The sequence below is a fragment of the Pseudarthrobacter sp. 01T43 genome, assembly GCF_056398665.1.
This window is the reverse complement of sequence record NZ_JBFTPV010000026.1, coordinates 20,046-32,048: the sequence shown is the minus strand read 5'-3', so window position 1 is coordinate 32,048 and position 12,003 is coordinate 20,046. Positions and strand designations below refer to the sequence as shown.

12 protein-coding genes and 1 tRNA gene are annotated in these 12,003 nt (G+C 64.1%); 1 reads left to right on the top strand and 12 read right to left on the bottom strand.

Features of this window, described 5'->3' with window-relative positions:
• Window positions 1–6: 6 nt before the first annotated feature.
• Together AC1DIM_RS17480 and gcvH are read right to left on the bottom strand one after the other, a co-directional pair.
• The gene (locus AC1DIM_RS17480) at window positions 7–483 is read right to left on the bottom strand and encodes an FHA domain-containing protein (protein WP_477711765.1); all 477 of its coding nucleotides are present in this window, start codon (window positions 481–483) and stop codon (window positions 7–9) included.
• A gap of 143 nt (window positions 484–626) precedes the next feature.
• Complete coding sequence (gene gcvH / locus AC1DIM_RS17475) at window positions 627–1,013, bottom strand: glycine cleavage system protein GcvH (protein ID WP_190988958.1); 387 nt, start codon at window positions 1,011–1,013, stop codon at window positions 627–629.
• Window positions 1,014–1,171: 158 nt separating this feature from the next.
• Between gcvH and AC1DIM_RS17470 the strand changes: the two genes are divergently transcribed.
• Entirely contained in the window at window positions 1,172–2,041 is an 870-nt protein-coding gene (locus AC1DIM_RS17470) for an Fpg/Nei family DNA glycosylase (RefSeq protein ID WP_477711764.1), read from the top strand.
• Window positions 2,042–2,174: 133 nt separating this feature from the next.
• On the opposite strand, the gene AC1DIM_RS17465 is transcribed toward AC1DIM_RS17470, so the two are convergent.
• The 10 genes from AC1DIM_RS17465 to AC1DIM_RS17420 all read right to left on the bottom strand — a co-directional run bounded on the left by AC1DIM_RS17465 (window position 2,175) and on the right by AC1DIM_RS17420 (window position 11,926).
• Window positions 2,175–2,251: transfer RNA gene (locus AC1DIM_RS17465), tRNA-Pro, on the bottom strand.
• 147 nt (window positions 2,252–2,398) lie between these two features.
• Window positions 2,399–3,949: a ribosome biogenesis GTPase Der gene (gene der / locus AC1DIM_RS17460; RefSeq protein ID WP_477711763.1), complete on the bottom strand. Its 1,551-nt coding sequence runs from the start codon at window positions 3,947–3,949 to the stop codon at window positions 2,399–2,401.
• A complete protein-coding gene (locus tag AC1DIM_RS17455; protein ID WP_477711780.1) occupies window positions 3,946–4,641 on the bottom strand; it encodes a lysophospholipid acyltransferase family protein in 696 nt (231 codons plus the stop codon). Before AC1DIM_RS17455 ends, der begins: the two co-directional genes overlap by 4 nt.
• Window positions 4,642–4,669: 28 nt before the next feature.
• Complete coding sequence (gene cmk / locus AC1DIM_RS17450) at window positions 4,670–5,383, bottom strand: (d)CMP kinase (protein ID WP_477711762.1); 714 nt, start codon at window positions 5,381–5,383, stop codon at window positions 4,670–4,672.
• Complete coding sequence (locus tag AC1DIM_RS17445) at window positions 5,383–6,492, bottom strand: prephenate dehydrogenase (RefSeq protein ID WP_477711761.1); 1,110 nt, start codon at window positions 6,490–6,492, stop codon at window positions 5,383–5,385. Before AC1DIM_RS17445 ends, cmk begins: the two co-directional genes overlap by 1 nt.
• A gap of 3 nt (window positions 6,493–6,495) precedes the next feature.
• Complete coding sequence (locus tag AC1DIM_RS17440) at window positions 6,496–7,821, bottom strand: pseudouridine synthase (protein ID WP_477711760.1); 1,326 nt, start codon at window positions 7,819–7,821, stop codon at window positions 6,496–6,498.
• Window positions 7,822–7,933: 112 nt separating this feature from the next.
• Window positions 7,934–8,581, bottom strand: a complete 648-nt coding sequence (scpB, locus tag AC1DIM_RS17435; protein ID WP_477711779.1) for an SMC-Scp complex subunit ScpB — start codon at window positions 8,579–8,581, stop codon at window positions 7,934–7,936.
• A 35-nt stretch (window positions 8,582–8,616) separates the two neighbouring features.
• Window positions 8,617–9,429: a segregation and condensation protein A gene (locus AC1DIM_RS17430; protein WP_477711759.1), complete on the bottom strand. Its 813-nt coding sequence runs from the start codon at window positions 9,427–9,429 to the stop codon at window positions 8,617–8,619.
• Window positions 9,430–9,436: 7 nt separating this feature from the next.
• Window positions 9,437–10,336, bottom strand: coding sequence for a ParA family protein (locus tag AC1DIM_RS17425; protein WP_477711758.1), 900 nt, complete (start codon window positions 10,334–10,336; stop codon window positions 9,437–9,439).
• A 246-nt stretch (window positions 10,337–10,582) separates the two neighbouring features.
• Window positions 10,583–11,926 (bottom strand): cation:dicarboxylate symporter family transporter, encoded by a 1,344-nt coding sequence (locus AC1DIM_RS17420; protein WP_477711757.1) that lies wholly within the window; start codon window positions 11,924–11,926, stop codon window positions 10,583–10,585.
• Window positions 11,927–12,003: the final 77 nt, after the last annotated feature.

The following is a 12,003-nucleotide window of genomic DNA, read 5'->3' as shown; positions in this document are numbered from 1 at the left end:
CCTGAATCAGGCTCGGCCTGCTGCGCGGGCAGGGCTCAGGTAGAAGGTGAGGCGGAACTTGCCGATCTGGACTTCGTTCCCGGATTTGAGCTCGACACTGTCCACGCGGTCGTGGTTGACGTAGGTGCCGTTCAGGCTGCCGGTGTCCACCACTTCGAAGCTTCGCGGCGTGCGGCGGAACTCCACGTGGCGCCGCGAAACGGTGACGTCATCAAGGAAAATATCGGCGTCCGGGTGCCGGCCGGCCGTGGTGGTGTCGGAGTCAAGCAGGAAGCGGGCGCCGGCATTCGGTCCGCTGTGGGCAACCAGGAGCGCAGATCCGGCCGGCAGCGCCTCGACGGAGGACCGTTCTTCGGTGGACAGCCGGGGAGCGATGGTCGGTTCGTCAGTGACAGGGGTGAGATGGATCGAGGTGGTCTCCGAAGCCCTGGCCGCACCTGTGCCGTAATCATTTTCGGCATGGTCCTTTTTGTGGCCAACCATGGGCTTCCTCCTCTTTCGCTGCAGCTCACACGACTGCATTCAACATTTGCTGCGGGAAACACCGCGCAGTTCCGACGCGGGCCCGCATCCGGCCAATGACGTGCGACGACGCCCGCTGGCCGGACCGGATGAACCCGTTATGTTCAGCCTACCTGCTGTTCGTACTCGGATGCACTGAGCAATGAGTCCACGGCGTCGGCTTCGGCGAGCTTGATCTCGATCAGCCAGCCATCACCATACGGATCAGTGTTGATCAGGGCCGAGTCCGTGTCGAGGGATTCGTTGCGGGCAACCACTTCGCCGCTCACCGGGGCGTAAATGTCGCTGACGCTCTTGGTGGATTCCACCTCACCCACCACTTCGTTCGCGGTGACTTTGCTGCCTGCCTCAGGCATCTGGGCGTAAACAACATCTCCGAGTGCGTCCTGGGCGAAATCAGTAATGCCCACACGGACCACGCCGTCAGCATTCGGTGCGGTTACCCACTCGTGTTCGGCGGTGTAGGACAGGTCTTCGGGAATGTTGCTCATCAGGGGCCTTTCATCGGGTCAATCACCAATGTCAACGGGGCCTGGGAAACAAGCCGCCGCTGAAAGTATAGGCACAAGTCCACGGGCGTTCGAGGATGGTTCTGACATGATGGGACGCATGAGATCACAGCCACAGGAAACTGACCGCAGGTAGTGCCGTGCCGGAACTACCGGAGGTTGCAGGCTTGGCCGGATTCCTGGACGGACAACTGCGCGGATCCGTGGTGCAGAAGGTCCAGATCGTCTCTTTCGCGGTCCTGAAGACCGCGGATCCGCCTTTCAGCGCGCTGGAGGGGAGCACCGTCGCCGGTGTAAGGCGGTTCGGGAAGTTCGTCTGCATCGACACCGACGGGCCTTCCTTCGTCTTCCACCTTGCCAGGGCTGGCTGGGTCCGTTTCACCGACTCCCCCACCGACACGCAACTCCGGCTGGGCAAGAGCCACATCGCCGTCAGGCTCACCTTTACCGGCCCGGCCGGCCGCCACGGCATGGATCTCACCGAGGCCGGGACCAAGAAGAGCCTGGCAGTCTACGTTGTACGTGATCCCCGGAATGTGCCGGGCATTGCCGCCCTCGGCCCGGACCCCTTCAGCGACAGGTTCGACGCCGATACGCTGGCTGAAATTCTCGGCTCCAGTTCCCAGCAGATCAAGGGCCTCCTGCGGAGCCAAAGCGTTATTGCCGGGATCGGCAACGCCTACAGCGACGAAATCCTGCATGCGGCCAGGATTTCCCCCTTCGCCATCGCCAAGTCCCTGGACCACGCTACGGTGCAGGTTCTGTATGACGCGATCCACAGCGTCCTGGGAACGGCGCTGGCCGAGGCCGCAGGGAAGCCGCCCAGCGAACTCAAAGACGTTAAGCGCAGCCACATGCGGGTCCATGCCCGGACCGGGGAGGCTTGCCCGGTCTGTGGCGATACCGTCCGGGAAGTATCCTTCGCGGACACGGCCCTGCAGTACTGCCCCACCTGCCAGACGCACGGAAAGATCCTGGCGGACCGCAGGACGTCCAGGTTCCTGAAGTAGGAACGCCGGCCGTCATCAATGGGGGCCAGGCGGTTCTGTCCGGAGTGTCGACTGGAATCTCTGCCGGAATTCCCGCTGGAACGGCACAAAGCAGAAGCGCCCCGGAGAAAATTTCTCCGGGGCGCTTCTGCTTTGGTCGGGCTGACAGGATTTGAACCTGCGACCCCTTGACCCCCAGTCAAGTGCGCTACCAAGCTGCGCTACAGCCCGTCAGTTCCGCCGTTCTCCGCTGCGTTTACTCCCAGTGTTACCCAGGATTTCAACTCAGCAGTCCGGCCGAACCACCTTGAAAAGCTTACACGATCCCGGAGGGTGCCGGTGACACTTTGCCACCCGCACGCCCCCGGTGTGTCGTAATTAACGCTGCTTGCCGCGTTTTTCGCGCACGCGCATGTTGACCTCGATGGGGGTGCCTTCGAAACCGAAGGTCTCACGCAGCCTGCGGGTGATGAAGCGGCGGTAACCGGGGTCCAGGAATCCGGTGGTGAACAGCACGAACTTGGGCGGCCGGCTCGATGCCTGCGTGCCGAAGAGGATGCGCGGCTGCTTTCCGCCACGGACCGGGTGCGGGTGCGCTGCCACCAGTTCGCCGAGGAAGGCATTGAGCCTGCCGGTGGGGATGCGCTTGTCCCAGCTTTCCAGGGCAAGGTCCAGGGCGGGAACCAGGCGGTCCTTGTGCCAACCGGTCAGCGCCGAAATGTTGACCCGGGGCGCCCAGGCCACGTGAGCCAGGTCCTGCTCAATTTCCCGTTCCAGGTAGGTGCGGCGTTCGTCGTCGAGCAGGTCCCACTTGTTGAAGGCCAGCACCAGGGCGCGGCCGGACTCGATGGCCAGCTGCAGGATGCGGACATCCTGCTCGCTGAGCACCTCATCCACCGCGAGGAGCACGACGGCGACCTCCGCCTTTTCGAGGGCGGCCTGCGTACGCAGCGAGGCGTAGTAGTCGGCGCCCTGCGCCATGTGCTGGCGGCGGCGGATGCCAGCCGTGTCCACAAAGCGCCAGGTGCGGCCACCCAGGTCAATGAATTCATCCACGGGATCCCGGGTAGTACCGGCGGTGTTGTCCACCACCACGCGCTCGGAGCCGGCCAGCTTGTTCAGCAGCGACGACTTGCCCACGTTGGGGCGGCCGATCAGTGCGATGCGACGCGGTCCGCCGGAGCGTTCCAGGCCCTCAATGGTGGAGAACTCCGGCAGGGTGTCCATGACGTGGTCCAGGAGGTCTGCCACGCCGCGGCCGTGCAGGGCCGAGACGGGGTAGGGCTCGCCGAAGCCCAAGCCCCACAGGGTGGCGGAGTCAGCCTCCTGGGCGAAGTCATCCACCTTATTGGCGACCATGATGACCGGCTTCTTGCTGCGGCGGAGCATCTTCATAACGCCCTCGTCCGTGGCCGTGGCCCCCACGGCCGAATCGACCACAAAGAGCACGGCGTCGGCGAGTTCCACGGCCATTTCAGCCTGTTCGGCGACACGTGCATGGATGCCGCGGGCATCGTGCTCCCAGCCACCGGTGTCCACCAGGGTGAAGTTGCGCCCGTTCCAGTGCGCCGAGTACATCACGCGGTCGCGCGTCACACCGGGGGTATCTTCCACAACGGCTTCACGGCGGCCCAGGATGCGGTTCACCAGTGTGGACTTGCCCACGTTGGGGCGGCCGATGATGGCCAGGACGGGGTCGAGCTTAACCGGGCCGTCGAAGTCCTCGTCGTCATAGTCCCCGCTCAGCAGGGCGGCATCGTCCTCATCGAGGTCGTAGTCCGCCAGGCCGGCCCGGAGCGAGGCGGCGCGAAGCTCCGCTTCGTCATCGCCAATGGCCGCCAGCCGCTCGGCCACCTGGTCCGTGCCGGCGGGCGTGTATTCGTCTTCGCCGGCGCCGGAGGGGCCGGATGTTTGAGTCGTATCGCTCATTGCACTTTCCTTAAGTGGTCATCTGCCGGCGTCCCGGCTACTGCTGTGAAGTTCGTGCGGGAATCCGCGTGGGGCAACGGCTGCCCACTGTGTTCGATGGTCTCCTGGACGTGCCCCGCCAGCGCAGCGCGGATTTCCAATCCCGCTCTGTCCATTGAAGCACGGCCGGATTCGCCGGGGTTGCGGCTAAGAGTCAGGGCGTTGCCGAAGCTGACGTGAAAACGCCGCCCCGGCCTGGGGACGGTGTCGAGGTGTTCGCTGCCGGTCCGGGTGCCGAGGATCGCCACCGGAACCACGGGAGCCCCCGAGTTCAGGGCCAGCCAGGCGACCCCGTTGTTGATGTCCGTCGCCTGCCCGCTCCCGCGCGTGCCTTCCGGGAGAATCCCAATGCAGCGGCCGGCGTCGAGCACGTCCTTGCCCAACAGCAGTGCTGCCCGGTCCCCGGAACGGTCCACCGGGAGCTGGCCGGCGGCGTGGAGGACACCGCCCAGGAAGCCTTTGAACATCTCTTTCTTAACGAGGATGTGCATGGGGCGCGGCGACGCGCCGAACATCACCGGCCCGTCCAGGAAGCTGATGTGGTTGCCGGCAAAAATAACCGGCCCGCCGGTGGGGACGTTGTGCTTGCCGGTGACGGATGTCCGGTACACCACATGGTCCAGGAACCAGCCGACGGGCCGGCTCCAGGCCATGGTCAGGCCGGAGGGAAGCTTGGCCCGGTCAGTCACGGTTGAGGACCTTCGTCACGATCACCAGGGCGGCATCAACGGTTTCGGTAAAGTCCAGGTCTGACGAATCGAGCGTGACCACGCCGTCGGCAGCCTGCGTGAAGTTCACCACCGTGGAATCCTTGGCGTCGCGCTGGGTCACCTGGGCGGCCAGCTGCTCCGCGTTCTGCGTGCCGCCCAGCTGGATGCCGCGGCGGCGGAGCCGTGCTTCCTCGCTGGCGGTCAGCAGCATCCGGACTTCGGCGCCGGGCGCGACGACGGTAGTGATGTCACGCCCTTCCACCACCATGCGGCGGTGGTGCTTCTCGATGAGTTCACGCTGCCGGCGGATCAGTTCGGTCCGGGCGCCCAAGGTGGTGGCCACCGCACTGACCGCCGACGAAATGGCTGGCTCGCGGATGGCCTCGGTGACGTCTGTCCCGCCCACGCGCACATATTCCGCCTGGGGCGTGGTGCTCAGGTCCAGGACGAGGTCCCGGGCTGCCTGCTCGACGGCGGCGGCATCGGCGAGATCGATTCCGCCGGTGACGCAGAACCAGGTGAGTGCACGGTACATGGCGCCGGTGTCCAGGTAGGCAAGGTGCAACCTGCGGGCCACTTCCCTGCTGACACTGGATTTGCCGGAGCCGGAGGGCCCGTCGATGGCCACCACCAGTGGCCTGCCGACGCGCAAGGCCGGAACGGTGTCAAGAAGTTCCTGTGTCATTACTGCAGTACCCGCCATCCGCGGTCGTTGAGTGCTTCGATCAAGTGGTCATGCTTGTTCGGCAGCACGGAGAGTTCCACCATTCCCACGTTCTGCCCGGACGAATGGTCCAGCCTTAGGTCTTCCACGTTGACGCCGATCTCACCGATTTCGGTCAGGAGCCTGGCGATCTGGCCCGGCTTGTCGTCAACAAGGACCGTCAGCCAGGCGTACGCCTGCGGCGGTCCGCCGTGCTTGCCCGGGATGCGGGCCTGCCCGGCGTTGCCTTCGCTGATGAGTTGGGCCAGGTCCAGCCTGGCACCCGGCGCAAGGGGTTCCTCCAGGGTGCCTATGAGCCGGTTCAGGTCCTCGCGAACACCGTAGAGGATCTCCACCACCTTCGCCGCGTTGCCGCCCAGGATCTGGACCCACAGTTTGGGGTCGCTGGCGGCGATCCGGGTAACGTCCCGCAGGCCATTGCCTGCAAGGGACAGTGCGTGAAGCGGTGTCCCCTGCAGCCGGCTGGCCAGCAGCGAAGACATGACCTGGGGCAGGTGCGAGACGAGGGCCACGGCCTGGTCGTGTTCGTCGGCCGTGAACTCCGAAACTACCGCTCCGAGATCGGTTGCCAGCGAACGCGCCGTCTGCACGGCAGCCGCGGATGATTCCGGGCCGGGGCAAATGACCCACGGCATGGACGTGAAGAGCTCACCGCGGGCCGCAACGGGACCGGACTTTTCGCGTCCCGCCATAGGGTGGGTACCCACATAACGGGATATGTCCGCGCCGCTTCCCTGCAGCTCCGCCAGGATGGCGGCTTTGACGCTCGCGATGTCCACCACCACGGATTCCGGGTAGTCAGTCAGCGCCTGCGCCACAACAGTGGCTGTCACATCCGGCGGTGCCGCCACCACCACCAGCTCAGGCGACTCATCACCGAGATGGTTCAACGGCTGGCCGGCGCCGATGTCCATGGCAACGGCCTGGTTGGTGGGCGACGGATCCGAGAGAAACACCGGCACGCCGCGCCCCCGAAGGCCCAGCCCGATGCTGGTACCGAGCAGGCCGGTGCCAATCACCACGACCGGACCGTTGAGGTGTCCGCGCCCGTGTGAGCGAAATGCGGACATGCGTCAGAGCCCTACGGATGCCAGCAGGTGGCCGACTTCCTGCTTGCCAAGGTTGCGGATGCTGCCCTGGCGCTGGTCGCCCAGGCCAATGGGGCCTACCTTGACGCGCACCAGGCGCAGGACCGGGAAGCCAACAGCATCAAACAAACGCCGGACAATCCGGTTTTTGCCGGAGTGCAGCACAACTTCAATCAGGACGTGGCCCGGGGTGGAGTCCACCAGCTTGAACGAGTCCACGTTGGCGAAGCCGTCTTCGAGTTCCACGCCTTCCTTGAGCTGGGCACCGATTCCCTGTGGGAAGGGACCGCGGACCTGGACCAGGTAGGTCTTGGGCACCTCGTAAGACGGGTGGGTCAGGCGGTTTGCCAGCTCGCCGTCGTTCGTGAGCAGCAGCAGGCCCTCAGTGGCGACGTCAAGCCTGCCCACATGGAACAGGCGTTCGCCCTGATGGGTCTTCCGCACAAAATCACTGATGCAGGGCCGTCCGTCGGGGTCCTCCATGGTGGACACCACGCCCTTGGGCTTGTTGAACACCATGTAAACGAGGTTTTCGTCCAGCTGGATGCGCAGGCCGTCCACGTGGATGACTGCCGTCTTGGGATCCACGCGGACACCAAGCTCGGTGACCACCTGGCCGTCAACTTCTACGCGGCCTTCGGCGATCATTTCCTCACAGACGCGGCGCGAGGCCACGCCTGCCTGGGCCATGACCTTCTGCAGGCGGGTGCCGTCGGCGTCGTGCATCTCAGACTGCGGAACGTCACCGCGGGGGCCGCGCTTGCGGGAAGGCTTGCGCACGGGGCCAAGGTTCTGGCCGAAACGTTCGCTGCCAAACGCACGTGAGGCTGCTGCCCCCGGCTTGCCGGCGCGTGGCTTGGGCTTGAGCGCCCCGGGAGTGCCCGGCGCTTTTTTAGCGCCCGGCTTCCGGGCAGCCGGCTTCCGGGCAGCCGGCTTCCGCGATGAGGCTGCGGCGGGCTTCCAGTCGGATTCCCCGCGGCCAGCCGGAGATGCAGGGGCATCGCCGGGATCAACGAACGGCTCTTCGCGCGGCTTCGGTGCCTTGTAAGGCCGGTCGCCGCCGCCGAAACCGGCGTTTCGCTTGCCGGCGCCGGCACGGAATCCGCCACCCGCCGCGCTGGGGCGGCCGCTGCCGCCCTGGGCAGGGTTACGGCCTGCCGCCGGGTTGCGGCTCGCCGCTGTATTGCCGCTCGCCGCTGAACTGCGGCTGGCCGGTGTACTGCGGCTCGCGCCGCCTTGTCCGGCATTGCGTTCTGAACTGTTGCGTCCCGAACTGTTACGTGGTGAACCCTGGCGTCCCGCCTGTGTCATGACCCGTCCTTCGATATGTTGACCGGCAAGTTGTCCAAGAACAACCCTAGCCAGCCATGCAGAATTTATCTGCCCTGATGAAAACTGTTGTGCGCAGCCGGGATAGTCCCGCCTACATTCTGTCGGCGTCGTAGAACTCCGCGATGCCCTCAAGCCCCGGAAGATGGGGTGAAAGCTGCGGCAGTTCCGCCACGGACCCGATTCCCATCCGTTCCAGGAAATACGATGTAGTCCGGTAGAGGATGGCTCCCGACTCGGGATCGTTTCCCGAATCTTCGATCAGCCCGCGCTGGGTCAGTGTCCGTACGACAGAATCGACATTGACTCCCCGAATTGCGGACACCCTGGCTCTGGAGACAGGCTGGCGATACGCGATGACGGCAAGTGTTTCCAGTGCCGCCTGCGTCAGCCTGGCCGTCTGACCCTCAAGCACAAACCGGCCCACAATGTCGGCGAAGTCTGCGCGGGAATAGATCCGCCAGCCACCGGCGATGCTCCGCAATTCAAAACCCCGGGGGCTGGAGCTGAAGCCAGCAACGCTGGCGTCGTCCATGTCCGGGGCTTTAACAGTATAGCCGCTATACTCCCGCTGCAGTTCCGCAAGCAACTGCTCGACGACAGCGACTGTCAGATCAAGGCCCGTGGCGAGTTCCGTGGCAGTGGCAGGCTGGTCCAGGACCATCAGGACCGCTTCGAGGGCGGCCTTGGCGCCTCCCGGGAGTCCGTGGACATCCGGATATTCCTGTGTGCCATCCTCAATGGCAGGGGCCGGCGGGGTGGCTGAAAGGTGCTCAGTCACGGTTGCTCCTCATACTCTTCACTCAAATTTTCTGTCGACCAGTCTTTGCCGTCTGCCATCCAGTGCACCGTGAGGTCGCCCAGCGGCGCGAGCTGGTCGAAGGAGACTGCCCTGTCACGGAACATTTCCAGCAACGCCAGGAAACGGGCCACCACCACCAGCGTGGACTCGGCGTCGGCAATCAGCGCCCGGAAGGACAGGGGCTTTCCCAACTGAAGCCGCAGGCCCAGGATCTCGGCCTGCTCCTTGACGCTGACGGCACTGCCGTGAAGGTGTGCCAGGCCCACCTCAATGGGCTTGGGCGCCTTTGGCTGCAGGGCCGCATCGGCCAGGCGCGCGAATTGCTGCGGCGTATGTTTCCAGACCAGCTCCGGAAGCATGGCGGCAAAGTGCTCCTCCAAGGCAACCTGGCGCGGAAACCGCTGCGCCTCCTGCTCAAGGCGTTCGGCCATCAGCGCGGCAACCTGCTTGAACGCCTTGTACTGCAGCAGCCGGGCAAACAGCAGGTCACGGGCCTCCAGCCGGGCGATGTCCTCGTCATCCTCCACCTCGCCGGCCGGCAGCAGCCGAGCCGCCTTGAGGTCCAAAAGCGTGGCCGCAATGACGAGGAATTCGCTGGCTTCGTCCAGCGCCCATTCCTCCCCCAGCTTCTGGAGCTTCCTGATGTACTTGATGAACTCATCAGTGACAGTGGCGATTGCCACCTCGGTAATGTCGAGCTGATGCTTGGCGATGAGACCCAGCAGGAGGTCAAACGGACCCGTGAAGTTGGCCAGCCGCACCTCAAAGCCGGGCTTGGACTCAGCCATGGCCTGGCTAGGGTGCGCCGCCGCGGGAAATCAGTTCCTTGGCCAGGCGGCGGTAGGCATCCGCGCCGATGTGGTTCCCTGCGTAGCTGGTGATCGGTTCGGCGGCGACAGTGGCGTCGGCGAACTTGATGGAGCGCTTGATGACGGTCTCGAACACCTTGTCACCGAAGGCTTCCACCAGGCGGCTGATGACTTCGCGGCTGTGCAGGGTGCGGGCGTCGTACATGGTGGCCAGGACGCCGTCCACCTGCAGACGGGGATTGAGCCTGTCCTGGACTTTGTCGATGGTTTCCACCAGCAGGGCAACCGCACGGAGGGCGAAGAACTCACAAATCAGCGGGATGATCACGCCGTGCGCGGCAGTGAGGGCATTGACGGTCAGCAGGCCAAGCGACGGCTGGCAGTCAATGAGGACGACGTCGTAGTCGTCCTCAACTTTCTTCAACGCCCGGTCCAGGACCTGTTCGCGGGCAACCTCGTTGACAAGCTGAACCTCGGCGGCGGAGAGGTCGATATTAGCGGGCAGCAGATCGACGTTTTCGACGCCGGTCTGGTGGATGGCATCGCGGATATCCACCTTGCGGTCCATCAGGACGTTGTAGACAGTCAGGTCCAGTTCGTGGGGATTGATTCCCAGACCGGCCGACAGTGCACCTTGGGGGTCAAAGTCCACCAGCAGGACCCTGCGGCCGTACTCGGCCAGGGCCGCCGCCAGGTTGATGGTGGACGTGGTCTTGCCAACGCCACCCTTTTGGTTGACCATGGCGATCACGCGTGCGGGACCGTGGGACGACAGCGGCGCGGGTTCCGGAAATTCGCGGTGGGGGCGCCCGGTGGGACCCATCACGGCGTCTTCCAGATCGAGTTCCGTGCCTTCCAGAGTTGCCGAACCCTGCTCGCTGCTCACGTATCTATCCACACTTTCGATGACGGTGATTTTTCCTGCCGCTGATGATCCAGCGCCGATCCTGCTTTTCACCTAGGCTACAGGCCCCGACACGGTATTCGAGGGAACTTGACTTTGTGTACATTTTGAGCCTTTACCTTCTACTAGAGGTAGAAGGTTAGTCTTCCGAACGCACAAACCGCTTGCGCAGCCGAGGCTGCACAAGCGGTTTGTGGTTGTTCGTAAGGGTTTCAGCGAGCGCTGCGGCTAGGCGTTGGCCAGGGCCGGCGGCTGGGCCTGGTCAGCGGCCTGCACGCCGTGGCCTGCGATCATGGTCTGCTCGTCGAACGGGGCGCGGCCTGAAAGTACTTCCACAACCTGCTGCCCGTCGATCTCCTTGACCCAGGTCCCGATAAGGATGGTAGCGACGGCGTTACCGGTGAAGTTGGTCAGTGCACGGGCCTCGGACATAAACCGGTCGATGCCGACAATCATGCCCACGCCCCCCAGCAGCTGGGGCGCGTGTGCCTGGAGTCCGGCAGCCAGGGTGGCCAGGCCGGCACCGGTGACGCCAGCGGCACCCTTGGAGGCAATGATCATGAAGATCAGCAGGGAAACCTGGGCTCCAAGATCCATCGACATGCCCATCGCGTTCGCCACGAACAGCGACGCCATCGTCAGGTAGATGGCAGTGCCGTCCAGGTTGAAGGAGTAGCCAGTGGGGACGGTGACGCCGACAACCGGCTTGGAAACACCCAGGTGTTCCATCTTTGCGATGAGGCGCGGCAGCGCAGCCTCGGAGGATGAGGTGGAGAAGATCAGCAGATACTCACGGGCCAGATACTTCATGAGCTTGAAGATGTTGACACCAGCCACAACCTGGAGGATGCCACCCAGGATCACCACGATGAACAGCGCACACGTGATGTAGAACGCCACCATCAGCGTGAACATGCTGACGATTGCCTGGAAGCCCGTGGCGCCGACAACAGCGGCGATGGCACCGAACGCGCCTACCGGGGCGAGCCACATAATCATGATGAGGATGCGGAAGACGAGTGCCTGGCCGTGACCGATGGCCTTAAGGATCGGAGCGCCCTGCGGACCCATCTTCTGCAGGGCAAATCCGACAAGGATGGCAGCGAGGAGGGTGGGCAGGACAGGGATATCACTGGGGATGATCCCCAGCAGGAAGTCCACCGTGCTGTCCGTGGCAGCCTTCTTGTTGGGATCGTACGGCGTCAGGTTGAGCCCCTCACCCGGGTGGATGAGGTTGCCCACCACCAGGCCGATGGCCAGCGCAAAGGTGGACATGACTAAGAAGTACCCAAGCGCCAGGCCTCCCACTTTGCCCACCGTGGCCGCTTTGGCGATAGAACCGATGCCCAGGACGATGGTGCAGAAGATGATGGGTGCAATCATCATCTTGATGAGCTTGATGAAGCCGTCGCCCAGTGGCTTCAGCGACTTGCCGACCTCAGGGAATAACAGGCCGATGACGGCTCCCAGAATGACGGCGGCAATGACGGCCATGTAGAGGTAGTGCGATTTGTCCAGCCCCTTGCGGGCGGCCTTTGCAGGCGCTGCTGACTCTCCTCGTTGAGAAGCCAAGATGTGTCTCCTTATGGATAATCTGGTAGACGCTGCGGCGCAGTCTTTGGGCCATCGCGTCAGTCTGTTGTGATATC